At 59.8% G+C, this 25234-nt stretch carries 20 protein-coding genes; 12 read left to right on the top strand and 8 right to left on the bottom strand.

Annotated elements, in window-relative coordinates:
- Nucleotides 1–159 precede the first annotated feature (159 nt).
- The 3 genes from acnD to prpD all read left to right on the top strand — a co-directional run bounded on the left by acnD (nucleotide 160) and on the right by prpD (nucleotide 5678).
- Entirely contained in the window at nucleotides 160–2754 is a 2595-nt protein-coding gene (gene acnD, locus PMI31_RS08980; protein ID WP_008017612.1) for a Fe/S-dependent 2-methylisocitrate dehydratase AcnD, read from the top strand.
- Between the two features lie 55 nt (nucleotides 2755–2809).
- Nucleotides 2810–4012, top strand: coding sequence for a 2-methylaconitate cis-trans isomerase PrpF (gene prpF, locus PMI31_RS08975; protein ID WP_008017611.1), 1203 nt, complete (start codon nucleotides 2810–2812; stop codon nucleotides 4010–4012).
- 181 nt (nucleotides 4013–4193) lie between these two features.
- Nucleotides 4194–5678, top strand: coding sequence for a 2-methylcitrate dehydratase (gene prpD / locus PMI31_RS08970; RefSeq protein ID WP_008017609.1), 1485 nt, complete (start codon nucleotides 4194–4196; stop codon nucleotides 5676–5678).
- 43 nt (nucleotides 5679–5721) lie between these two features.
- On the opposite strand, the gene PMI31_RS08965 is transcribed toward prpD, so the two are convergent.
- On the bottom strand, nucleotides 5722–6627 hold the full coding sequence (locus PMI31_RS08965; protein ID WP_008017608.1) for a LysR family transcriptional regulator: 906 nt from the start codon (nucleotides 6625–6627) through the stop codon (nucleotides 5722–5724).
- 116 nt (nucleotides 6628–6743) lie between these two features.
- Between PMI31_RS08965 and PMI31_RS08960 the strand changes: the two genes are divergently transcribed.
- Nucleotides 6744–7592: a type 1 glutamine amidotransferase domain-containing protein gene (locus PMI31_RS08960; RefSeq protein ID WP_008017607.1), complete on the top strand. Its 849-nt coding sequence runs from the start codon at nucleotides 6744–6746 to the stop codon at nucleotides 7590–7592.
- 53 nt (nucleotides 7593–7645) lie between these two features.
- Here PMI31_RS08960 and ppsR read toward each other — a convergent pair whose 3' ends face one another.
- The gene (gene ppsR / locus PMI31_RS08955; RefSeq protein ID WP_008017606.1) at nucleotides 7646–8464 is read right to left on the bottom strand and encodes a posphoenolpyruvate synthetase regulatory kinase/phosphorylase PpsR; all 819 of its coding nucleotides are present in this window, start codon (nucleotides 8462–8464) and stop codon (nucleotides 7646–7648) included.
- A gap of 174 nt (nucleotides 8465–8638) precedes the next feature.
- Between ppsR and ppsA the strand changes: the two genes are divergently transcribed.
- The 8 genes from ppsA to PMI31_RS08915 all read left to right on the top strand — a co-directional run bounded on the left by ppsA (nucleotide 8639) and on the right by PMI31_RS08915 (nucleotide 16826).
- Entirely contained in the window at nucleotides 8639–11014 is a 2376-nt protein-coding gene (gene ppsA, locus PMI31_RS08950) for a phosphoenolpyruvate synthase (RefSeq protein ID WP_008017605.1), read from the top strand.
- A gap of 197 nt (nucleotides 11015–11211) precedes the next feature.
- Entirely contained in the window at nucleotides 11212–12201 is a 990-nt protein-coding gene (locus PMI31_RS08945; protein ID WP_043302298.1) for an alpha/beta fold hydrolase, read from the top strand.
- 140 nt (nucleotides 12202–12341) lie between these two features.
- Nucleotides 12342–12830, top strand: a complete 489-nt coding sequence (rraA, locus tag PMI31_RS08940; RefSeq protein WP_177323558.1) for a ribonuclease E activity regulator RraA — start codon at nucleotides 12342–12344, stop codon at nucleotides 12828–12830.
- Between the two features lie 27 nt (nucleotides 12831–12857).
- On the top strand, nucleotides 12858–13853 hold the full coding sequence (locus tag PMI31_RS08935; RefSeq protein ID WP_008017602.1) for a zinc transporter ZntB: 996 nt from the start codon (nucleotides 12858–12860) through the stop codon (nucleotides 13851–13853).
- A gap of 62 nt (nucleotides 13854–13915) precedes the next feature.
- Entirely contained in the window at nucleotides 13916–14164 is a 249-nt protein-coding gene (locus tag PMI31_RS08930) for a hypothetical protein (protein WP_008017601.1), read from the top strand.
- 2 nt (nucleotides 14165–14166) lie between these two features.
- Entirely contained in the window at nucleotides 14167–14991 is an 825-nt protein-coding gene (locus tag PMI31_RS08925; RefSeq protein WP_008017600.1) for a mechanosensitive ion channel family protein, read from the top strand.
- Between the two features lie 90 nt (nucleotides 14992–15081).
- Complete coding sequence (sigX, locus tag PMI31_RS08920) at nucleotides 15082–15672, top strand: RNA polymerase sigma factor SigX (protein ID WP_075949123.1); 591 nt, start codon at nucleotides 15082–15084, stop codon at nucleotides 15670–15672.
- Between the two features lie 107 nt (nucleotides 15673–15779).
- The gene (locus tag PMI31_RS08915; RefSeq protein ID WP_008017599.1) at nucleotides 15780–16826 is read left to right on the top strand and encodes an OmpA family protein; all 1047 of its coding nucleotides are present in this window, start codon (nucleotides 15780–15782) and stop codon (nucleotides 16824–16826) included.
- 75 nt (nucleotides 16827–16901) lie between these two features.
- On the opposite strand, the gene cobA is transcribed toward PMI31_RS08915, so the two are convergent.
- The 6 genes from cobA to PMI31_RS31285 form a co-directional block, all read right to left on the bottom strand.
- Nucleotides 16902–17687 (bottom strand): uroporphyrinogen-III C-methyltransferase, encoded by a 786-nt coding sequence (cobA, locus tag PMI31_RS08910; protein WP_008017598.1) that lies wholly within the window; start codon nucleotides 17685–17687, stop codon nucleotides 16902–16904.
- A 10-nt stretch (nucleotides 17688–17697) separates the two neighbouring features.
- A complete protein-coding gene (locus tag PMI31_RS08905; RefSeq protein WP_008017597.1) occupies nucleotides 17698–20415 on the bottom strand; it encodes a nitrate reductase in 2718 nt (905 codons plus the stop codon).
- On the bottom strand, nucleotides 20415–20732 hold the full coding sequence (gene nirD, locus PMI31_RS08900) for a nitrite reductase small subunit NirD (protein ID WP_008017595.1): 318 nt from the start codon (nucleotides 20730–20732) through the stop codon (nucleotides 20415–20417). The genes PMI31_RS08905 and nirD overlap by 1 nt, the downstream gene beginning before the upstream one ends.
- Complete coding sequence (gene nirB / locus PMI31_RS08895; protein WP_008017594.1) at nucleotides 20729–23182, bottom strand: nitrite reductase large subunit NirB; 2454 nt, start codon at nucleotides 23180–23182, stop codon at nucleotides 20729–20731. The genes nirD and nirB overlap by 4 nt, the downstream gene beginning before the upstream one ends.
- A gap of 290 nt (nucleotides 23183–23472) precedes the next feature.
- Nucleotides 23473–25140, bottom strand: coding sequence for a bifunctional protein-serine/threonine kinase/phosphatase (locus PMI31_RS08890; protein WP_008017593.1), 1668 nt, complete (start codon nucleotides 25138–25140; stop codon nucleotides 23473–23475).
- Nucleotides 25141–25147: 7 nt separating this feature from the next.
- Nucleotides 25148–25234, bottom strand: an 87-nt coding sequence (locus PMI31_RS31285; RefSeq protein ID WP_238539274.1) for a hypothetical protein, incomplete at its 5' end; no start/stop codon positions are given.

Raw genomic sequence — 25234 nt, 5'->3', positions numbered from 1 at the left:
TGTAGGAGCTGGCTCGCCAGCGAAGGCGGTTTGTCATCCAACATCTTGTTGACTGACCCACCGCCTTCGCTGGCAAGCCAGCTCCTACAGAGGTCCGCGTTCAGTTCAGTACCTGTGCCAGGCCCCACCTTTTGTAATCTCCGTGACCGAGTCCTGACGATGAACACTGAATTCCGTAAACCGCTGCCCGGCAGCCACCTGGATTACTTCGATGTCCGCGCGGCGGTCGAGGCGATCCAGCCTGGCGCCTATGACACCCTGCCGTACACCTCCCGTGTGCTGGCGGAAAACCTTGTGCGTCGCTGCGACCCGGCCACGCTCACCGAATCCCTGAAGCAATTCATCGAGCGCAAGCGCGACCTCGACTTCCCGTGGTTCCCGGCCCGCGTGGTGTGCCACGACATTCTCGGCCAGACTGCGCTGGTCGACCTCGCCGGCCTGCGTGACGCCATCGCCCTGCAAGGCGGTGACCCGGCGCAAGTCAACCCGGTGGTGCCAACGCAACTGATCGTCGACCACTCCCTGGCCGTCGAGCGTGGCGGTTTCGATCCCGAGGCGTTCGAGAAGAACCGCGCCATCGAAGACCGTCGCAACGAAGACCGTTTCCACTTCATCAACTGGACCAAGAAGGCGTTCAAGAACGTCGACGTGATCCCGCCGGGCAACGGCATCATGCACCAGATCAACCTGGAGAAAATGTCTCCGGTGATCCAGGTGCGCGACGGCGTAGCGTTCCCCGACACCTGCGTCGGCACCGACAGCCACACCCCGCACGTCGATGCGCTGGGCGTGATCGCCATCGGCGTCGGTGGCCTGGAAGCCGAGAGCGTCATGCTCGGCCGCGCCTCCTGGATGCGTCTGCCGGAAAGCGTTGGCGTCGAACTGACCGGCAAGCTGCAACCGGGCATCACCGCCACCGACATGGTGCTGGCGCTGACCGAGTTCCTGCGCAAGCAAAAAGTGGTCGGTGCCTGGCTGGAATTCTTCGGCGAAGGCGCCTCCGCGCTGACCCTCGGCGACCGCGCAACCATCTCCAACATGGCCCCGGAATACGGCGCCACCGCGGCGATGTTCTACATCGACCAGCAGACCATCGACTACCTCAAGCTCACCGGCCGTGAAGACGATCAGGTGCAGCTGGTCGAGAACTACGCCAAGACCACAGGCCTGTGGGCCGACAGCCTCAAGGGCGCGCAGTACGAGCGCGGCCTGACCTTCGACCTGTCCTCGGTGGTACGCAACATGGCCGGCCCGAGCAACCCGCACGCCCGTGTCGCGGTGTCGGATCTGGCCGCCAAAGGTATCTCCGGGAAGTGGGAGGACGTACCGGGGCAAATGCCGGATGGCGCGGTGATCATCGCCGCCATCACCAGTTGCACCAACACCAGCAACCCGCGCAACGTGATCGCCGCCGGCCTGCTGGCACGCAATGCCAACAAGCTCGGGTTGACCCGCAAGCCATGGGTCAAGTCATCCCTGGCACCGGGCTCGAAAACCGTGGCGCTGTATCTCGATGAAGCCGGCCTGACCGATGAGCTGGAACAGCTCGGTTTCGGTGTTGTGGCTTTCGCCTGCACCACCTGCAACGGCATGTCCGGCGCACTGGACCCGGTGATCCAGCAAGAGATCATCGACCGCGACCTGTACGCCACGGCGGTGTTGTCCGGTAACCGCAACTTCGACGGCCGGATTCACCCGTACGCCAAGCAAGCATTCCTCGCGTCGCCGCCATTGGTGGTTGCGTATGCAATTGCCGGCACCATTCGTTTCGACATCGAAAAAGACGTACTGGGTGTGGTCGACGGCAAGGAAATCCGCCTGAAAGACATCTGGCCGAGCGACGAAGAAATCGACGCCGTGGTCAAGGCGTCGGTGAAGCCGGAGCAGTTCCGTCAGGTGTACATCCCGATGTTCGCCATCCACGAAGACACCGGTCCGAAAGTCGCGCCGCTCTACGACTGGCGCGAGATGAGCACCTACATCCGCCGTCCGCCGTACTGGGAAGGTGCACTGGCCGGGGCGCGTCCGCTCAAGGGCATGCGCCCGCTGGCGGTGCTGCCGGACAACATCACCACCGATCACCTGTCGCCGTCCAACGCCATCATGCTGGACAGCGCCGCTGGCGAATACCTGGCGAAAATGGGCCTGCCGGAAGAGGACTTCAACTCTTACGCGACTCACCGTGGTGACCACCTGACTGCGCAGCGCGCGACCTTCGCCAACCCGAAACTGTTCAACGAAATGGTTCAGGAAAACGGCAAGGTCAAGCAGGGTTCGCTGGCCCGTGTCGAGCCGGAAGGCAAAGTGATGCGTATGTGGGAAGCCATCGAAACCTACATGGATCGCAAGCAGCCGCTGATCATCATCGCCGGCGCTGACTACGGCCAGGGCTCGTCTCGCGACTGGGCGGCCAAGGGCGTACGTCTGGCGGGTGTGGAAGCGATTGCCGCCGAAGGTTTCGAACGCATCCACCGCACCAACCTGGTGGGCATGGGTGTGTTGCCACTGGAATTCAAGCCAGGCACCAACCGCCACACCCTGGCCATCGACGGCAGCGAAACCTACGATGTGATTGGCGACCGCACTCCGCGTGCCGAGCTGACACTGGTGATCCATCGCAAGAACGGCGAGCGCGTCGAAGTGCCGGTGACCTGCCGCCTCGACACCGCCGAAGAAGTGTCGATCTACGAGGCCGGCGGCGTGTTGCAACGCTTCGCCCAGGACTTCCTCGAAGAATCGGCGGTTGCCGTCTAATACAGGCTGCACAGGCACGGGACTTTGGTCCCGTGCCTGTTTTGAAGGAGCACACATGTCTCACGCAGCTCATTTTCCCAAGCAGATCAAAATCCCCGCCACCTACATGCGCGGCGGTACCAGCAAAGGCGTGTTTTTCAGCCTGAAGGATTTGCCCGAAGCAGCACAGGTCCCCGGCCCGGCCCGCGACGCCTTGTTGCTGCGGGTGATCGGCAGCCCGGATCCGTACGACAAACAAATCGACGGCATGGGCGGCGCGACCTCCAGCACCAGCAAAACCGTGATCCTGTCGAAAAGCATCAAGGCCGACCACGATGTCGATTACCTGTTCGGTCAGGTCTCCATCGACAAGCCCTTCGTGGACTGGAGCGGCAACTGCGGCAACCTGTCGGCGGCGGTCGGTTCGTTCGCCGTCAGCAATGGCCTGGTGGACGCGAGCCGCATCCCGCACAACGGTGTGGCGGTGGTTCGTGTGTGGCAGGCCAACATCGGCAAGACCATCATCGCCCATGTACCGATCACTAACGGTGAAGTGCAGGAGACCGGCGATTTCGAGCTCGACGGCGTGACCTTCCCGGCGGCCGAAGTACAGATCGAGTTCCTCGATCCGGCGGCGGAAGAAGAGGGTGGCGGCGGTTCGATGTTCCCTACCGGCAATCTTGTGGACGACCTGGAAGTGCCCGGCGTCGGTACCTTCAAGGCGACCATGATCAACGCCGGGATCCCGACGATTTTCGTCAATGCCGAAGACATCGGCTACAAGGGTACCGAGCTGCAGGGTGCGATCAATGGCGACCCAAAAGCCTTGCAGATGTTCGAAACCATCCGGGCTTATGGCGCGCTGCGCATGGGGCTGATCTCGAACATCGACGAAGCGGCCAAACGGCAGCACACGCCGAAGGTGGCCTTTGTGGCCAAGCCGGCGGACTATGTGGCGTCCAGTGGCAAGGCGATTGCCGCAGGGGATATCGACCTGCTGGTGCGTGCACTGTCCATGGGCAAGTTGCACCACGCGATGATGGGTACGGCGGCAGTGGCGATCGGTACGGCCGCCGCGATTTCCGGCACGTTGGTGAACCTCGCTGCAGGCGGTGTCGAGCGCAACGCTGTGCGCTTCGGTCACCCGTCCGGCACTTTGCGCGTTGGTGCCGAGGCCAGCCAGGTCAACGGTGAATGGACCGTGAACAAGGCGATCATGAGCCGCAGTGCGCGGGTGTTGATGGAGGGTTTCGTTCGCGTGCCGGGCGATTCTTTCTGATCAATACAACACCCTGTAGGAGCTGGCTTGCCAGCGAAGGGACCGTCACATTCAACATCATTGTTGCCTGTGACACCGCTTTCGCTGGCAAGCCAGCGCCTACAGATGGAAGCATTCAAAATAAGAGATTGAATTCGACTGCATCTTCGCTGGCAAGCCAGCGCCTACAGGTGAATCGAACATGAGTGCCAACGTCGACCTGAATAACCGCCCCGACTACGACAAGGTCCTGCAGGACATTGCCGATTACGTTCTCAACTACAAGATCGAGTCCGCAGAGGCGCTGGATACCGCGCGCAACTGTCTGATCGATACCTTGGGTTGCGGTCTGCTGGCCCTGCGTTTTCCGGAGTGCACCAAGCATTTGGGGCCCGTGGTCGAAGGCACCGTCGTACCATTCGGCGCCCGTGTGCCAGGCACCTCTTTTCGGCTCGATCCGATCAAGGCGGCGTGGGACATCGGCTGCATCGTGCGCTGGCTGGACTACAACGACACCTGGCTCGCCGCCGAATGGGGGCATCCGTCGGATAATCTCGGCGCTATTCTCGCGGTGGCCGACCATTTGTCGCAAAAGCGTCTGGCCAATGGCGATGCGCCGCTGACTGTGCGCGCCGTGCTTGAAGCGATGATCATGGCTCACGAAATTCAAGGCGTGATTGCCCTGGAAAACGCCTTCAACCGCGTCGGTCTCGATCACGTGATTCTGGTGAAAGTCGCCTCGGCCGCGGTCACCGCCAGGCTCATGGGCGCCAACCGCGAGCAGATGCTCTCGGCGCTTTCCCATGCCTTCGCCGACGGCCAGGCGTTGCGCACCTACCGCCATGCGCCGAATGCCGGCTCGCGCAAATCCTGGGCGGCGGGGGATGCGTCCAGCCGTGGCGTGCGTCTGGCGGACATCGCCTTGCGCGGTGAAATGGGTATCCCCGGTGTGTTGAGTGCCAGGCAATGGGGTTTCTACGATGTCTTGTTCAGTCACACCAACAACGATCTGGCGCTCAAGCCCGCAGACAAGCGCACCTTCAGCTTCTCTCGCCCGTACGGCAGTTATGTGATGGAAAACGTGCTGTTCAAGATCAGTTTTCCCGCCGAATTTCACGCGCAAACTGCCTGCGAAGCCGCGGTGACGCTTCATCCGCAAGTGCGTAATCGGTTGCACGAAATCGACAGGATCGTCATCACCACCCACGAATCGGCGATCCGCATCATTTCCAAGGTCGGTCAACTGGCCAATGCCGCCGACCGCGATCATTGCATCCAGTACATGACCGCCGTGCCGCTGGCCTTCGGCAATCTGGTGGCCGAGCACTATGAGGATGACTTCCACAAGGCGCATCCGATCATCGACGTGCTGCGCGACAAGATGGTCATCGTCGAAGAGCCTCGCTACACCCGTGAATATCTGGAAGCCGACAAGCGCTCCATCGCCAATGCGCTGCAGGTTTTTTTCAAGGATGGGTCCAGCACGGGGAAGGTGGCAGTGGAGTACCCGATCGGGCATCGTCGGCGCCGCGCTGAGGGTATTCCGATGCTGGAGGACAAGTTCAAGGCAAACCTGGCGACGCGTTTCACGGCGCAGCGGTGCGCGCAGATTTTTCAGTTGTGCAAGGATCAGGTAGCGCTTGAAGCGACGCCGGTGAACCGGTTTGTGGACTTGTTCGTGATCTGAGGCGGCAGCGCGATTGCGCGATGCGCCTTTGAGTGCCTTCGATTCACCGGCGGTCCTGTCCGGTCAGGAAATCGATCAGTGCGCGAGCGGCAGAGGATAAAAGCCGATGGTGGGGGTAGACCATTGAAAAGGATCGTGTCCGTCCGCTCGATTGTTCGAGCAACTCCACCAGGTGCCCCTGCCGGATGCGTTCGCGGACGATGAAATCATAGGACTGACAAATGCCCAGGCCTTGTTCGGCCAGGGAAACGATACCCAGGACGTCCTCCGAGACTTGCACCGTTGCCGTCGGTATCCAGTCAACGGACTGCCCATCTTCCACCAGTTGCCAGGGTCTGATTCTGCCTGTGCCGGGGATGACAAAGGTCAGGCACGCATGGCTTTTCAAGTCGGCGAGGTTGCGCGGCACACCGGCTCGTTGCAGGTATAGGGGAGCGGCGACCAGGCACAGGCGTGCATCTTCGAGCTTGCGCCCGATCATCCGGCTGTCGGGTAGGGCGCCCATGCGAATGGCCAGGTCGAAGTTTTCAGCCACCAGGTCGACATTGCGGTTGCAGATGCTCAGTTCGATCCGGACCTGCGGGTAGTGGCGGTTGAAGGCTGCCAGCAGTGCCGGCAACCGGTAATGACCATAGGTGGAGGGCGCGCTGATACGCAGCAGACCGCCGGGTTGTTCCCTTTGGCTTTGCAGAGTGTTTTCCACGTCCGCAATCATGCCGAAAGCGTTACGCATCTGATCCAGGTACAGGCGTCCTGCCTCGGTCAGGCACAGCCGGCGCGTGGTGAGCCTGAGCAACTGTACCCCGACCTTTTTTTCCAGGCGTTTGATGGCTCGGCTGATCACTGATGGGGTGGTGACCAGGGCGACGGCGGCGGCGCTCAACGTACCCTTGTCGACGACGGTGATGAATGTTTCGACATCGGCCAGGTGATCGAATCGACGTTCCATTTTTACTTCCAGGGGCCAAAGAGATTGTCTTCCAGACGGGTTTATCGGCGATCAAGGTAGCAATAATTTCTACGGGCTTCAGGCCTTAAGCGCCTGTGGAAACCTTTGGAGACGATATGAAAAAACTGATGACGCTGATGCTGAGCGCAGGGATTTGGGCTACCAGTCAGACCGCCCTGGCCGCCCATGTGCTGGTCGTACTGTCGGATGCCGAAAGGCTCGACCTGAAGGACGGTAAGTCCGTGCAGACCGGCTTTTATTTCAACGAGCTCATGCAGCCTGTGAAAATGCTGCTCGATGCCAATCACAAGGTGACTTTCGCCACGCCCCTGGGACGTGCACCGATGCTGGATCAGGGCTCTCTGAACAAGTCCTACTTCGGTAATGACGAGGCGGATTTCAACGCGCACAAAACCTTGCTGGAAACGCTCAAGCTCACGTCTGCCGATGAGTCACCGGTGATCAGCCTGACCCGTGCCGAGCAGATGGGTTATCAGCAGTTCGATGCGTTGTATGTGCCCGGTGGCCGGGCACCCATGCAGGATCTTACCGAGAGCCCGTTGATGGGCAGGCTTCTGGCGAACTTCAACGAACGGGGCAAGCCCACGGCAATGGTGTGTCACGGTCCCGCTGCGCTGCTGTCCACCTTGCCGGACCCGGTGGGCTTTGCTCGCGCACTGGAGTCGACAGGTCGTGCCGATCCGGGTGCCGGCTGGATATATGCCGGCTACAACATGACGGTCATGAGCAACACGGAGGAAAAGTGGGCGCAGCGTAACGGCCGACTTCAAGGGGGAGAAATGAAATACATGCCCCAGACGGCACTCGAGCAGGCGGGAGGGCGCTATCGGTCCAACCTGCTGCCATGGAGTTCAAATATGGTGGTCGACCGTGAGCTGATTACCGGACAGAACCCTGAATCGACAATGGAAGTCGCCAATGAACTGCTTAAACGGCTGAAGTAGCCTGGTAGCTGCGAACCAACACCAGCGTTGGCTTGAGTTCGCAGCTGCTGGCTCTATTTGAACCGCCGCTCGACGCCTTTCTCCACCAGGATTTTCGCGGAGATTTCTTCAACGGAAAAATGCGTGGAGTTGATGTTCGGAATGTTCTCGCGGCGGAACAGGTTTTCCACCTCGCGCACTTCGAACTCGCACTGGGCGTAGCTTGAATAGCGGCTGTTGGGTTTGCGTTCGTTGCGAATGGCGGTGAGGCGGTCCGGGTCGATGGTCAGGCCGAACAGCTTGTGTTGGTGAGCGCGCAGGGCTGACGGCAGTTGCAGGCGTTCCATGTCGTCTTCGGTCAACGGATAGTTGGCTGCGCGGATGCCGAATTGCATCGCCATGTACAGACACGTCGGTGTCTTACCACAACGCGACACGCCCACTAGTATCAGGTCGGCCTTGTCGTAATAGTGCGTGCGGGCGCCGTCGTCGTTGTCGAGGGCGAAGTTCACAGCCTCGATCCGCTCCATGTAATTGGTGTTGGAACCGATGGAGTGGGATTTGCCGACGGTGTAGGAAGAATGCTCGGTCAGTTCCTGTTCAAGCGGCGCCAGGAAGGTCGAGAAAATGTCGATCATGAAACCATTCGAGGTTGCGAGAATCTCACGAATGTCCTGATTGACGATGGTGTCGAAGATGATCGGACGGAAGCCGTCGGTTTCGGCGGCTTTGTTGATTTGTTGTACCATGGCCCGCGCTTTGTCCACGTTGTCGATATACGGCCGCGTGACTTTGCTGAAGGTAATGTTTTCGAACTGCGCCAGAAGGCTTTGACCCAGGGTTTCGGCGGTAATGCCGGTACCATCGGAGATAAAGAAAGCAGATCGTTTCATTTGCACCTTGGGCCTTAAGCTAATGAACATTCTTGGATATGATAGGCGCGATTTGCCGGCCGCCAATGGCCCGCATTCTCACTTATTTTCCAGGTCCAGGCCATATAGCTGGCAAACGCTCCATAGAGCAGCCGGTTTCTGAGCTTTTCCAACACAGTTAGTGGAGAGATCACCTTGGTAGAGTACGTAGTTTCCCTCGATAAGCTCGGCAAACACGATGTTGAGCATGTGGGGGGCAAGAACGCATCCCTGGGCGAGATGATCAGCAACCTGGCAGGTGCCGGTGTTTCGGTGCCCGGTGGCTTCGCCACGACCGCTCAGGCTTATCGTGATTTCCTGGAACTGAGCGGCTTGAATCAGCAGATTCACGATGCCCTCGATGCCTTGGACGTCGACGACGTGAATGCCCTGGCCAAGACCGGTGCCCAGATCCGTCAATGGATCATGGAAGCCGAGTTCCCTGAAAAACTGAATACCGAAATCCGCACCGCGTTCGCCGCGCTGTCCGCCGGCAACCCTGACGTGGCCGTGGCCGTGCGTTCTTCCGCTACCGCCGAAGACCTGCCGGACGCATCCTTCGCCGGTCAGCAGGAAACCTTCCTGAACATCCGCGGTGTCGAAAACGTCATTCGCGCCGCCAAAGAAGTGTTCGCCTCCCTTTTCAACGATCGCGCGATTTCCTATCGCGTGCACCAGGGCTTCGACCACAAGTTGGTAGCCCTGTCGGCCGGCGTACAGCGCATGGTCCGCTCCGAAACCGGCACCGCCGGCGTGATGTTCACCCTCGATACCGAATCGGGTTTCCGTGACGTGGTGTTCATCACCGGCGCCTACGGCCTGGGTGAGACCGTCGTACAAGGCGCGGTGAACCCGGATGAATTCTACGTCCATAAAGGCACGCTGGCCGCCGGTCGCCCGGCGATCCTGCGCCGCAACCTGGGCAGCAAGGCCATCAAGATGATCTACGGCGACGAGGCCAAGGCCGGTCGTTCGGTCAAGACCGTCGACGTGGACAAGGCCGAGCGCGCACGTTTCTGCCTGACCGACGCCGAAGTCAGCGAACTGGCCAAGCAGGCGATGATCATCGAGAAGCACTACCAGTGCCCGATGGACATCGAGTGGGCCAAGGACGGTGACGACGGCAAGCTGTACATCGTGCAGGCCCGTCCGGAAACCGTGAAGAGCCGCACCCAGGCCAACGTCATGGAACGTTACCTGTTGAAAGAAACCGGCACCGTGCTGGTGGAAGGTCGCGCCATCGGCCAGCGTATCGGCGCCGGCAAGGTGCGCATCATCAAGGACGTGTCCGAGATGGACAAGGTCCAGCCAGGCGACGTACTGGTGTCCGACATGACCGACCCGGACTGGGAACCGGTCATGAAGCGCGCCAGCGCCATCGTCACCAACCGTGGTGGCCGTACCTGCCACGCGGCGATCATCGCCCGTGAGCTGGGTATCCCGGCTGTAGTCGGTTGCGGCAACGCCACCCAGCTGCTGAAAGACGGCCAAGGCGTGACCGTTTCCTGTGCTGAAGGCGACACCGGTTTCATCTTCGAAGGCGAACTGGGCTTCGACATCAAGAAGAACTCCGTGGACGCCATGCCGGAGCTGCCGTTCAAGATCATGATGAACGTCGGCAACCCGGACCGCGCCTTCGACTTCGCGCAGCTGCCGAACGCCGGTGTGGGCCTGGCCCGCCTGGAGTTCATCATCAACCGCATGATCGGCGTGCATCCCAAGGCACTGCTGAACTACGACGGCCTGCCGCTGGACATCAAGGAAAGCGTCGACAAGCGCATCGCCGGCTACAACGATCCGGTGGGTTTCTATGTCGAGAAACTGGTCGAAGGCATCAGCACCCTGGCGGCTGCGTTCTGGCCGAAGAAAGTCATCGTGCGCCTGTCGGACTTCAAGTCCAACGAATACGCCAACCTGATCGGCGGCAAGCTGTACGAGCCGGAAGAAGAGAACCCGATGCTGGGCTTCCGCGGTGCGTCGCGTTACATCAGCGAATCGTTCCGCGACTGCTTCGAACTCGAGTGCCGCGCGCTGAAGCGTGTGCGCAACGAGATGGGCCTGACCAACGTCGAAATCATGGTGCCGTTCGTCCGTACCCTGGGCGAAGCGAGCCAGGTGGTCGATCTGCTGGCGGAAAACGGCCTGGCCCGTGGCCAGAACGGTCTGCGCGTGATCATGATGTGCGAACTGCCGTCCAATGCGATCCTGGCGGAAGAGTTCCTCGAATTCTTCGACGGTTTCTCCATTGGCTCCAACGACCTGACCCAACTGACCCTGGGCCTGGACCGTGACTCCGGGATCATTGCCCACCTGTTCGATGAGCGTAATCCGGCGGTCAAGAAGCTGCTGGCCAATGCCATTGCCGCGTGCAACAAGGCCGGCAAATACATCGGCATCTGCGGTCAGGGCCCTTCGGACCACCCTGATCTGGCAAAATGGCTGATGGAGCAAGGTATCGAGAGCGTTTCGTTGAACCCGGACTCCGTACTGGAAACCTGGTTCTTCCTGGCTGAGGGTCAGGCTTCGGCTTGATCGTGTGAAAACGGGCCGCTCTCTCCGTAGGAGCGAGCTTGCTCGCGATGGACGTCAACGATAACGCGTTTATCCTGGATAAACGTGGTGTCCTGAAGTTCTCCGCGAGCAGGGCTCGCTCCTACGGGGAGCGGTCTTTTTGAGATTCAAGTAGGGCGGGCTCCTGTAGGATGCCGCCCTTTTTTGTGCAAGAGATTATGCAAAGCAGCAGCAACCTATTTCCTGTCGCCCTGATCAGTGCCGAACGGCGCGGTGATCTGAGCGAAGATGTGTATCGATTGAAGCCCGGCAACAGCCCCGACTTCACCGTCGAGCTGGCTGTGACGCGTCTCGGCATGGCCGATGAGCCATCTTCCCGCGGCGTGCCGGTGATCCTGCTGCACGGCAGCTTTTCCAATCGCCGGTTCTGGTTTTCTCCCAAGGGCCTGGGGTTGGGCGCTTATCTGACCCGATTGGGGTTCGACGTCTGGATTCCGGAAATGCGCGGTCACGGCCTGTCCCGGCGCAACCACGACTACCGTAAGAACCGTGTCGCCGACTACGCTCGCTATGACCTGCCGGCCATTGGCGCGTTCGTACGCGAACAGAGCGGGCAGGTCCCGCACTGGATCGGTCACTCGCTGGGCGGTATTACACTGGCAGCGGCGCTGGGCGGCGAGTACATCGGTGAGCCGGTCGTAGCTTCGGCGGCGTTTTTTGGCGCGCAGGTCAGTCGCACCTACTGGCCATTGAAGATTCCGCCGGTGGAGTGGAGCGGTCGCTTCATTCTCAAGCGCTTTGCCCAGTTGTCCGGATCAAGGCTCAAGCGCGGTCCGGAGGACGAGCCCATCGGCCTGGCCCTGGAAAGCATGCGTTGGTACGGTCTGTTCGGGCGCTTTGGCGATGCCGATAAAAACTGGTGGGACGGTTTGGCCGAGGTCAAGTTGCCGGTGCTCGCCGTGTCTGCTGCGGGTGATCATCAGGATCCTGCGTGGGCTTGTCGCAAACTGTTCGAGCAGTTCGGTTCCGAGCACAAGCAATTTATCAATCTGGGTCGTGACCAGGGTTTTGCCGATAATTTCGGCCATGTTGAAATGCTTGTCAGCAAGCCTGCCCAGGCTGAAGTCTGGCCTTTGGTGGCCCGCTGGCTGGCGGACCAGCAGACGCCGTTGTTGGGAGAGCAGGGGGATTTGGCCGCGGCGGTTTGAGCCTGATGCTCTAACAAGGGCATTTCGCTCTGGTCGGCTTGCGGCTAAGATATGACGCATTGAGCTGTTCTGGTCACTTTCCGTGACTGAGCCATCACTGATGTTCGTGCTGTCTTCCTCTTTACAGGAGTTTCTCGATGATCCATTACCTCACGCCTGACCTGTGCGATGCCTATCCGGAACTGGTGCAGGTGCTGGAACCGATGTTCAGCAATTTCGGCGGCCGTGATTCCTTCGGTGGCGAAATCGTGACCATCAAGTGCTTCGAAGACAACTCGCTGGTCAAGGAGCAAGTCGAGCTCAAGGGCAATGGCAAGGTCCTGGTGGTCGATGGCGGGGGCTCCCTGCGCCGTGCGCTGCTGGGCGACATGCTCGCCGAGAAAGCGGCCAATAATGGCTGGGAAGGCCTGGTGATCTACGGTTGCATCCGTGACGTCGACGTCATCGCGCAAACCGACCTGGGGGTTCAGGCGCTGGCCAGCCACCCAATGAAAACCGACAAGCGCGGTATCGGTGATCTCAACGTTGCCGTGACCTTCGCTGGCGTGACCTTCCATCCGGGCCATTACATCTATGCGGACAACAACGGCGTGATCATCTCGCCCAGCCCGCTGAAAATGCCTGAATAAAAGCGGTTGCAGATCAGAGGAGTGCGGATGTTCGAGGAAGAAAACGCGCAATGGGGGCTGGTACATGCCCTGGTGCTGGACGGTAGAGGCGGCGCGCGTTCGATTGCCCGGACTGAACTTGATGACTTGCAGCTGCAGGCGCATGAAAGCCTGTGGCTGCACTGGGATCGCAGTCATCCGCAAACCCGGACCTGGCTACGCAAATCCAGTGGTCTGAGCGAATTCAGCTGTGACCTGTTACTCGAAGAAAACACCCGACCGCGACTTTTACAGCTTTCCGACAGCGAACTGCTGCTATTTTTGCGCGGGGTCAACCTGAACCCCGGTGCCGAGCCGGAAGACATGGTGTCGGTGCGGATCTTCGGCTCTGCCCAGCGTGTCATTTCCCTGCGTTTGCGTCCATTGCGCGCCACTGAAGAACTGCTGGTGCAACTGGCCGACGGCAAAGGGCCGAAAACAGCCTCCGAACTCATCCTGTACATGGCGCAGTACCTCACCAACAAGGTGCAGGATCTGGTCAGCTGTCTCTCGGAAGTGGTCGATGAGGAAGAAGAAAAGCTGGATTCCGACGAACGGTATGCGCCGGAACATGGCGCTGTATTGCAGATCCGTCGCAGGGCCGCCGCGTTGAAGCGTTTTCTCGCTCCGCAGCGGGATATTTTCGGGCAGTTGACCCGGATCAAGTTGCCTTGGTTCGTCGAGGACGATGGTGATTACTGGAACGAATTGAACAACAGCCTGACCCGCTACCTCGAAGAGCTGGAATTGACCCGGGAGCGTGTGGGGCTGGTTCTGGAAGCGGAAGACCGTCGGTTGAGCGTGCGCATGAATCGCACGATGTATCGCTTTGGCGTCATCACCGGGATTTTTTTGCCGATGAGTTTTCTGACCGGGCTTTTGGGGATCAACGTCGGTGGAATTCCATTCTCTGCCAGCCCTTATGGCTTTCTGATCGCCTGCCTGATGATGGTCTCGGTGGCGCTGGGGCAGTGGTGGTTGTTTCGACGTTTGCGCTGGGTCTGAGGGAAACCATGTGACCCGAGCAAAACTCACCGCGTCTTCCACAGACATCACGAGAGGTGCGTATGCACGATCCGTTTGAACAGTCTTTGCGCGACATGCTCAACGCCTCACCGTCCACCCGGGACGACGATGCGTGCCTTGGGCGAGTACTGAAAACTGCCAACCGCCAGGTCGGTGCCGGCGATCTGTTCAGCCTGCTGGGGCGCTGGTTGCCCGCGCTGATGATCGCCCTGAACAACGGCTCGGCCCATGTCGCGCCAGTGTCCCGTCTACGTAAACCTACCGCTCGCACTGCTGATAAGGCTGATTGAATATGGAACTTGATCTCTGGACCCAGAGCCTCGTCACTGCAATGACTGCGTTGTGGACCAAGGTTGCGAACTTCATTCCGAACCTGTTCGGCGCACTGGTCGTGCTGCTGTTGGGTTTTGTCGTGGCCAAACTGCTGGACACCCTGCTTTCCAAATTGCTCGCCAAAGTGGGCCTTGACCGTTTGATGGGTGGCACCGGCCTGACCAAGCTGCTGTCCCGCGCCGGATTGCAGGTTCCCATTTCGACCTTGATCGGCAAGATCGTCTATTGGTTCGTTCTGCTTATTTTTCTGGTTTCTGCCGCAGAATCTCTTGGACTTGAACGGGTTTCAGCTACGCTGGATATGCTTGCGTTGTATGTACCGAAGGTTTTCGGCGCGGCGCTGGTGTTGCTGGTAGGCGTTTTGCTGGCGCAACTGGCCAACGGACTGGTGCGTGGAGCGGCAGAAGGCGTGGGCCTGGACTATGCTGCAGGGCTTGGACGAATTGCCCAGGGCTTGGTGATCATCATCAGTATTTCGGTTGCGATCAGCCAGTTGGAAGTCAAGACCGACCTGCTGAACCATGTGATCGTGATCGTGTTGATAACCGTTGGTCTGGCGGTAGCGCTGGCCATGGGGTTGGGAAGCCGGGAAATTGCCGGCCAGATTCTTGCGGGAATCTACGTGCGTGAGCTGTACCAGGTTGGGCAACAAGTGCGTGTTGGCGAGGTCGAAGGCCAGATCGAAGAGATCGGCACGGTTAAAACCACATTGCTGACCGATGAGGGTGAGCTAGTCTCTCTTTCCAATCGGATCCTCCTTGAGCAGCATGTGAGTAGCCGCTAACCCGGCAAACCCTGCTAATGTATGCCGCCGCAAAATGCCCGCTGATGCTGGCTGCGGCGGACATTGACCTGACTGTCGGCCCGACTTGTTTTGAATAAAGCCCAATCGTTATCCATGCGCTACGACCCCCGCGAGCTCTCTGATGAGGAGTTGGTCGCGCGCTCGCATACCGAGCTGTTTCACGTAACGCGCGCCTATGAAGAACTGATGCGGCGTTACCAGCGAACATTATTTAATGTGTGTGCACGATATCTCGGGAACGATCGCGATGCAGACGATGTCTGTCAGGAGGTCATGTTGAAGGTGCTGTATGGCCTGAAGAACTTCGAAGGTAAATCGAAGTTCAAGACATGGCTATATAGCATCACGTACAACGAGTGCATCACACAGTATCGGAAGGAACGGCGAAAGCGTCGCTTGATGGACGCATTGAGTCTTGACCCCCTCGAGGAAGCGTCCGAAGAAAAGGCGCCGAAACCTGAGGAAAAAGGTGGACTTGATCGCTGGCTGGTGTATGTGAATCCGATTGACCGCGAAATTCTGGTGCTACGTTTTGTCGCAGAGCTGGAGTTTCAGGAGATCGCAGACATCATGCATATGGGTTTGAGTGCAACAAAAATGCGGTACAAGCGCGCTCTAGATAAATTGCGTGAGAAATTTGCAGGCATTGCTGAAACTTAGTTCAGCGCAAATATCTCTTACGTGCAGGCAAGTTCTGTTAGACTTGCCGCCGAGTTGTCCCCCGGTTTGCGGGACTGCTTCACAATCACCAGATGGGGATTTAACGGATGAAACTGAAAAACACCTTGGGCTTGGCCATTGGTACTCTTATTGCCGCTACTTCGTTCGGCGCATTGGCACAAGGCCAAGGCGCAGTTGAAGGCGAGCTCAACTACGGGAAGAAGTACAACGACAGCGTTAACAACGTTGAAGACGGCTACACTCCTGGCGCCTCCATCGGTTACTTCTTGACCGACGACGTATCGTTGAACTTGACCTACAACAATGACGACCACACCCGTTCGAACAACGGTACTGGTAATCAGAAAATCGAAGGCGACCAGTTCGGTCTGAACGCTCAGTACCACTTCAACAACGCTGGCGACGCTCTGCGTCCTTACGTTCAAGGTGGTGTCAAGCACGGCAGCATGACCAACGTAGCCGCTGACGGCCACACCGGTCGTGACCAGTCGACTTTCCTGACTGCTGGCGCTGGCCTGAAGTACTACTTCCTCGAAAACGTCTACGCTCGTGCTGGCGTAGAAGCTGACTACAAACTGGACAACGGCCGTTGGGACTACATCCCGTCCGTAGGTCTGGGTGTGAACTTCGGTGGCGGCAACAAGCCTGCTGCTGCTCCGGTTCCAGCTCCAGAAGTCTGCTCCGACAGCGACAACGATGGCGTTTGCGACAACGTCGACAAGTGCCCGGACACCCCAGCCAACGTAACTGTTGACGCTGATGGCTGCCCAGCTGTTGCTGAAGTCGTTCGTGTAGAGCTGGACGTGAAGTTCGACTTCGACAAGGCGGCAGTTAAGCCAAACAGCTACGGCGACATCAAGAACCTGGCTGACTTCATGAAGCAGTACCCATCGACCACCACTACTGTTGAAGGTCACACTGACAACGTCGGTCCTGACGCTTACAACCAGAAACTGTCCGAGCGTCGTGCAAACGCCGTTAAGCAAGTTCTGACCAACCAGTACGGTGTTGAGTCGTCCCGCGTTCAGTCCGTTGGCTACGGCGAATCCCGCCCAGTTGCTGACAACAAAACTGAAGCTGGTCGCGCTGTTAACCGTCGCGTAGAAGCGCAGGTTGAAGCTCAAGCTAAGTAATTAGCTCGCAGCTCTGAGAAAAGCCCGGCTCAGGCCGGGCTTTTCTTTGTCTGCGATTTGCTGAGGAGGGACGCGTCAGGCGCGTTGAAGTCCAGCATTGATGTGGACGAATAGAGCCTCTTCGCGAGCAGGCTCGCTCCCGCAGGAGGGGATGGCGTTGGCTGCGACTGCGCCGATCACCAGGATGGCAGGGCTTTTCAGCTGGAATCTGCAGGCAGCGTCTTCCATCGCGGTGAGGGTGCTCCGGCATTCCCGCTGATGGGGCAAGGACGCGTTTTCAATCATGGCCACGGGCATATCCGCCGCCATGCCGCCGGCCAATAATTGCTCACGGATTTCACCGAGCTTGGCCACTCCCATGTAAATCACCAGGGTCGTTCCGCCTTGGGCCAGCGCCTGCCAGTTCAATTGGCTGTCGTCCTGGGTGTGTGCGGTGACCAGCGTCACGCCGCGGGCCACACCGCGCAAGGTCAGCGGAATATCGCATTGCGTTGCCCCCGCCAGCCCGGCAGTGATGCCGTTGACCAACTCGGCTTCGATCCCACGCTCACGCAACCACTGCGCCTCTTCACCGCCGCGGCCGAAAATGCACGGATCGCCGCCCTTTAGCCGCGCCACGCATTTACCCTGCCGGGCATAACGAAGCATCAGGCGATGGATGAACGCTTGCGGGGTGGAGCGGCAGCCGCCGCGCTTGCCCACCGGGATGATCCGCGCCCGAGGGCAGTGCTCAAGTATCGCGACATTGACCAGATCATCGATCAGCACCACGTCAGCCTCGCGCAAGGCACGAACCGCTTTCAACGTGAGCAATTCCGGATCCCCCGGGCCCGCACCCACCAGCCAGACTTTTGCGCTCATAGTGTTTTCCTCACGAGATGACGGTGATTGGCCGCGCCTTGGCAGCCAGCAGGCGTTTGATTTCCGGAACACAGGACCCGCATTGCGTGCCGCAACCCAGTTCCTGCTTCAGTTCCTGTAAGTCCAGGCCACGGTCGATGCCGGCGCAGATCGCGTTCTGGCTGACGTTCTTGCAGTTGCACAGGGTTTTGTTCGCGTCGACAGGCGCGTCGAGGTTGCCTGGTGGCGCGCTCAGCGGCGCCAGCAACCAGCGCCGCAATTGCTCGTCTGCGCGGCCTTCGAGCCACAGCCCCTGCAACCAGTGTTGGGCCAGGGTTTCACCGGCCAGTCGAATGGAGGTGATCCGGCCATTTTCGATTCGCACGCGCTTGCCAATGGCCCGTCGAGGGTCGTCGTAAGCCAGCACGGGGCCGTCATTGAGTCCCAGGCTTCTATCGATTTCGCTTAGCAACTCTGCCGAAGGCGCTGAAGCATTGGCGACCCGTGCGAGCAGAGCAGGGCGCTCACGCCCCACCAGGCTGAGGCTGACGTAGGAAAACGCCTCAAAGAGTGGTCGTAGCGTCTCAAAATGTCGTTGAACATCTCCCTCGATCAATGCGAACAGTTTCCAGGGCAAATCCACCGGATCCAGGCGAACACCGCTGTGTTTGAGTTCGGGCTGTTTCGACAGGGGATCGAATGCGGACAAGGTGAGGCTGTTCACCCCACCCTTGAGGAAGCGGTCACCCCAGTGCATGGGTAAAAAAGCCTGGCCCGGACGCACGCTGTCATCGCTGGCAACCGCAACGATGACCGCACCGCGCCGGCTTTTCAGGCTGACCAGATCCCCAGGCTGCAAGCGATGGCGGCGCAACTCGTCCGGGTGCAGGCTCACCTGCGCTTCGCCGACATGGCCGAACAACTGTGCGGCGGTGCCGGTGCGGCTCATGCCGTGCCATTGATCGCGCAGGCGGCCGGTGATCAGGGTCAGCGGGAAGCGTGCATCGCGTTGCTCTTTGGCGGCACGATACGGATCGGCCACGAACTGTGCGCGCCCGTTGGCCGTGGCAAATACCCCGTCGATATACAGCCGTGCCGTGCCCTCGACGGCACCCGAAGGAAAGGGCCACTGCTGCGGGCCGAGACGATCGATCAGCGCATGGCTGATACCGGACAGGTCCAGATCGCGTTCGCGAGTCAGTTGTTTGTATTCATCGAAGACTTGAGCGGGGTTATCAAACGCAAACAGGCTGGTTTGACCAGGACGCAGGTATTTTTCCAGGCGCTGTGCGAAATCCACGGTGATCGCCCAGTCCGGCCGTGCCTCACCCGGTGCGGCGATTGCCTGGCGTACGTGGGAAATGCGCCGTTCGGAGTTGGTCACGCAACCTTCCTTTTCCCCCCAACTGGCGGCGGGCAGCAGAAGGTCGGCAAACTTCGCGGTTTCAGTGGTACCAAAGGCTTCCTGCAACACCACGAACGGGCAGGTTTGCAAGGCTGCGCGCACGGCCGTCTGGTCCGGCATGGATTGCGCGGGGTTGGTGCAGGCGATCCACAATGCCTTGATCTTGCCGCTGCGCACTTGCTCGAACAGCTCGATCGCCGTGAGCCCGGGATTCTCCGGCAGTTGCTCGACGCCCCAGTAAGACGCCACTTGCGCACGGTGTTGTGGATTGGCGGCATCACGATGGCCGGGCAGCAGGTTGGACAAACTGCCGGTTTCCCGCCCGCCCATGGCATTTGGCTGACCGGTGAGGGAGAAAGGTCCGGCGCCGGGACGACCAATCTGCCCGGTGGCCAGGTGCAGATTGATCAGCGCACTGTTTTTCGCGCTGCCGGCGGTGGACTGATTAAGCCCCATGCACCACAGTGACAGAAAGCTTGGAGATGTGCCGATCCACTCGGCACATTGCTGCAATTGCCCGACGCTGATTCCGCAGAGCTGCGAAACCATTTGCGGCGTGTAGTCACGCACCAGGCTTTTCAGCTCTGCCAGGCCCTCGGTGTGGTCTTTGATGAAGTCACGATCGATCCAGTCTTCCCACAGCAGCAGATGCAAAATCCCATGGAACAGGGCGACATCGGTGCCAGGCAAGATCGCCAGGTGCAAGTCAGCCAGATCGCAGGTATCTGTACGACGTGGGTCAATGACGATGACTTTCATTTGCGGCCGGCGGGATCTGGCTTCTTCCAGCCGACGAAACAGCACCGGATGGGCGTAGGCCATGTTGCTGCCGACGATCATCACGCAATCGCTCAACTCCAGGTCTTCGTAGCTGCAGGGCGGGGCGTCGGCACCCAGGCTGCGCTTGTAGCCGACCACCGCCGAGGACATGCACAGCCGCGAATTGCTGTCGATGTTGTTGGTACCCACCAGGGCACGTGCCAGCTTGTTGAAGGCGTAGTAGTCCTCGGTCAACAGTTGCCCGGAAATGTAGAACGCCACACTGTCCGGGCCATGTTCGGCAATGGTTGCGGCAAATACGCTGGCAGCGTGATCGAGGGCGGTATCCCAGTCGGTGCGGCTACGCGCCAGGCCTTTGCCCAGGCGCAGTTCCGGGTACAGCGCCCTTGCCGTCAAGTCGCCGGTCAAATGCAGGGTTGATCCCTTGCTGCACAGTTTGCCGAAATTGGCCGGGTGTGCCGGATCGCCGCTGACGCCGAGGATGCGCTCGCCGTCGTGCTCGATCAGCACCCCGCAGCCGACCCCGCAGTAACAGCAGGTGGACGCGGTGATCTGGCGGTCCATCAGCCTGCATCCCGCAGGGACAGCAGAACCCGGCCATTTTCCACCCGGGCGGGATGGTGGTGGGCGCAGCCGATGTCCGGGGCCTGGGCTTCACCGCTTTGCAGATCGATTTGCCAGTTGTGCAACGGGCAGGCCACCCGTTTGCCGTAGATCAGGCCTTGGGACAGCGGGCCACCCTTGTGCGGGCAGCGATCGTCAAGGGCGAACACTTCGTCGTCGCTGGTACGAAAAATCGCGATGTCTCCCTTTGGGCCGGCGACGATCCGCGAGCCAAGGGTATTGATTTCATCCAGTGCGCAGATATCCAGCCAGTTCATGCCAGCACCTCCAGGTTTTTCACGGGGATGACGTCGAATTCTTTTTTCAGCTGTGGCTGTTCCAGGCGTTCCTTCCACGGGTCCTGTTCGAACGACAGCGAGAATTGCAGGCGATCGTTGAGTGCCTTGCGACGCTCCGGGTCCTCAAGCACGGCTTTCTTGATATGGTCCATGCCGACCCGCTGCAGGTAGTGCACGGTGCGTTCGAGGTAAAAGGCTTCTTCGCGATAGAGCTGGAGGAATGCACCGTTGTATTCGCGGACTTCTTCGGCGGTTTTCAGTTTGACGAAGAATTCCGCGACTTCGGTCTTGATCCCGCCGTTGCCACCGATGTACATCTCCCAGCCGGAATCCACGCCGATGATTCCTACATCCTTGATGCCGGCTTCCGAGCAGTTGCGTGGGCAACCGGAGACAGCCAGTTTCACCTTGTGCGGTGACCACATGTTGAACAGGTCATGTTCCAGCTCGATACCCAACTGTGTGGAGTTCTGGGTGCCAAAGCGGCAGAACTCACTGCCGACGCAGGTTTTCACCGTGCGGATGGATTTGCCGTAGGCGTGGCCGGATGGCATGTCCAGGTCTTTCCATACTCCCGGCAGGTCCTGCTTGCGGATGCCCAGCAAGTCGATGCGCTGGCCACCGGTGACCTTGACCATCGGCACGTTGTACTTGTCGGCAACGTCGGCAATGCGCCGCAGTTCCGAAGGATTGGTCACACCACCCCACATACGCGGGACGACAGAGTAAGTACCGTCTTTCTGAATGTTGGCGTGAGCCCTTTCGTTGATCAGGCGCGATTGCGGATCGTCCCTGGCTTCCCCCGGCCAGGTGGAAATCAGGTAGTAATTGAGTGCCGGCCGGCAGGTGGCACAGCCATTGGGTGTGCGCCAGTTCAGGTAGCTAATGGTGTCTGCGATGGTCAGCAGGTGCTGCTCGCGGATGGCCTGGCGGATCTGCCCGTGGTTGAGGTCACTGCAACCGCAGATGGCTTTTTCGCTTTTCGGCTTGACGTCGGCGGCGCCGCCCACGGTGTTGATCAGGATCTGTTCCACCAAACCTGCGCACGAACCGCAGGAGCTGGCTGCCTTGGTGTGTTTCTTGACGTCGTCGACACTGAACAGCCCGTGCTCCTGGATCGCCTTGACGATGGTGCCTTTGCACACGCCGTTGCAGCCGCAGACTTCGGCGTTGTCGGCCATGCTCATGGCTTTGTCCTGGCCCTGGTGTCCTACGTCGCCAAGCGCATTTTCACCGAACATCAAGTGATCGCGGATCTCACTGATGGCATGGTTTTCACGGATCTGCCGGAAATACCAGCCGCCATCTGCCGTATCGCCGTACAGGCAGGCGCCGACCAGCACGTCATCCTTGATCACCAGTTTTTTGTAGACTCCGCCGATCGGGTCCGAGAGGGTAATGGTCTCGGTGCCTTCGCCACCCATGAAGTCGCCAGCGGAAAACAGGTCGATGCCGGTGACCTTCAGTTTAGTCGAGGTCACCGAACCCTTGTAGGTGGCAAAACCGAGTTGCGCGAGGTGGTTGGCGCAGACTTTGGCCTGTTCGAACAGTGGCGCCACCAAACCATAGGCGATGCCGCGATGGCTGGCGCATTCACCGATGGCATAGATCCGCGGGTCGTAGGTTTGCAGGGTGTCGTTGACCAGAATCCCGCGGTTGCACGGAATGCCGGATTTTTCCGCCAGTTCGGTATTGGGGCGAATGCCGGCGGCCATCACGACCAGGTCAGCGGGGATGATGTCGCCGTTCTTGAATTGCACCGAACCGACCCGGCCGTTGCCTGCGTCGTGCAAGGCCTGGGTCTGCTCACACAGACGAAAGTGCAGGCCGCGAGACTCAAGGGCTGTTTGCAGTAATTGGCCGCTGGTCTTGTCCAGTTGCCGCTCCATCAACCACTCGCCGATGTGCACCACGGTGACGTGCATGCCCCGCAGCATCAGGCCGTTGGCGGCCTCCAGGCCGAGCAGGCCGCCACCGATCACTACGGCGTGCCGGTGGGTTTTCGCGGTGTCGATCATGGCCTGGGTGTCGGCGATGTCGCGGTAGCCGATCACACCCTCAAGGGTGTTGCCGGGAATAGGCAGGATGAAAGGCGTCGAGCCGGTGGCGATCAACAGGCGATCGTATTCGGCTTCGCTGCCGTCTTCGGCAATGACCCGGCGCCTGACCCGGTCAATCTCCACCACTTTACGGTTGAGCAGCAGTTTGATGTTGTTGTCCAGGTACCAGCTCAGGTCGTTGAGCACGATCTCTTCGAAGGTCTGTTCGCCCGCCAGCACCGGCGACAGCAAGATGCGGTTGTAGTTGGTGTGCGGTTCGGCGCCGAAGACCGTGATGTCGTACAGCTCTGTACTCAGTTTGAGCAGTTCTTCCAGGGTCCGGACCCCGGCCATGCCGTTGCCGATCATCACCAGTTTTAGTTTTTTCATCAGGTTCTCCGGGGAGCTCAGGCCTGCCTCATCAGGGTTCAGGCCATGCTCGACAAATTTTGCGCAAACAAAAAAAGGTGTCCCGCCAGTTACCTGGCGAGGACACCTTTGTCCTGGTCCCGTTCTCTCGGGAAGTGCAGCCTTCGTCGTTGAAGCCTGCGCTTTATGTCTGTTGAAAGAGGTAATGCAGTGGTTATGCCAAGTCGCTCATGTCCCGTGTTTATTGGCTTTTTTCCCGTTCATAAGGGCAAAAACCTGAGGGAATGCACCGATTCAAGGCGCGTTGCCCGCTAATGGAGCGCAATCAACAGCAGCACCAGGTTGAGCAACAGCGATACCAGCGCCAATGTCCGCCAGACCTTCAGTGGCTCGCGCTCCAGCAACGGCTTGGGGCGCACATTCAAACTGCGGCGTTCGCCCTGTTCGATCAGCAGTAACCATTCTTCCGCCGTTTCGAAGCGTTGATCAGGGGCCGCTGCCACGGCGCGCTCCAGGCTATGGGCGATCCAGTCCGGCAGGTCGGGCCGGTAGCGGCTGGCGTTGACCGGGAGGCCAAACCTGGGGCGTTGGAACGCTTCGATTTCGCCATAGGGATAGTGCCCGGTGAGCAGGAAATACAAGGTCACACCGACGGCGTACAGGTCCTGCTGTGGCGTCGGCGCTTCGCCGCGAAAGGCTTCCGGTGCGATGTAACTGGGTGTGCCCGGCAGAGCCCAGGGCAGATCTTGCGAGAGACCGGGGCAGTAGGCGAGGCCGAAATCCAGCAGGCGCAACTCACCGTCCTGCCCCAGTAACAGGTTTTCCGGTTTGATATCGCGATGCAGAATCTGCCGTCGATGCAACAGACCAACCGCTCGCAGCAAGCGTTCGGCGATGTCCTGCCACTGGGGCAGCGGCAACGGCCCGCTTTGCTCATACCGTTGGGCCAGGGTAGCGCCCGAATATTCGCGCATCACGTAGTACAAATGCTGACGCTGACTGGCGGCATGGACTTCAGGAAAATGTCGACCTGCCACGCGTTTGAGAAACCACTCTTCCGACAGCAGCGCTTGCCCGGCCTGGTGATCGTCGTGCAGGCGCCCTGGCAGCGTTTTCAGCAGCCAGGGTTGTTGCTGATGGTCGCGAACGCGATAAAGCAGTGATTGCTGGCTCTGTGCAACGATCCCCTCGACCTGCCAGCCCTCGAACGCCTGACCCGGTTTCAAGGCTGGCGGCAATGGCCATTGCTGCAAGTGAATCAACGCATCGCCAATACTCGCTTCACCGAGGGCATCGACCCGCACCAGCAAGGCGCTGGCATTGTCCTGGCTGCCCGCCAGGTGTGCGGCATTGACCAGGGTTTGCGCAGCGCTTTTCAAGTCCGGTTGATCACGCAGGATCGCCGCAATGGCGGTATCGCCCAGGACGGCCCAGATGCCGTCGCTGAGCAGGACGAAGCTTTCCTCGGGGCGCAACTCACCGTCGAGAAAATCCAGCACCAGATGTTGATCGAGCCCCAGCGCCCGTTTCAGCACATGCTGCATGCCCGGCTGGTCCCAGACATGATCCTCGCTGATTCGCTGCAATCGATCGGCGTGCCAGCGATACACCCGACAATCGCCGACATGGGCCAGGGTAAAACGCCGGCCGCGCAGGACCAGCGCACTGAGGGTGGTCAGCAGCGGTTGTCCGCCGCCATTGGCCTGCAGCCAGCGGTTTTGCGCCAACAACAGACGATCAAGTGCCTGTGCGACGCTCCAGGTTTCCGGCGTGGCGTAGTAATCCAGCGCCAGGGCCTGCAACGTCGAACGGGCAGCCAGGCCGCCATCGGCGCACTGGCTGACACCGTCGGCGATGGCGAACAGATAACCTTTGCTTGCTGCCAGCGCCGGAGCCGGCGTGACCAGGCGCAGGGCATCCTGGTTTTCCTCGCGAGGACCAATGGCGCTGGCTTCGGCGAAACTCAGTTGCAGGCTCATCGAGACCTCAGACCCGGGCAGCCGTTACGGCGGGCGAACCCCAGGTGGTTCTCCAGCGGCGTTTTACGCCATGCAGACCAAACCAGGCCAGTAC

Origin of the sequence: Pseudomonas sp. GM55 (assembly GCF_000282395.1) — a bacterium.
Lineage (GTDB): Bacteria > Pseudomonadota > Gammaproteobacteria > Pseudomonadales > Pseudomonadaceae > Aquipseudomonas > Aquipseudomonas fluorescens_CC.
This window is presented reverse-complemented; position numbering and strand designations above follow the sequence as displayed.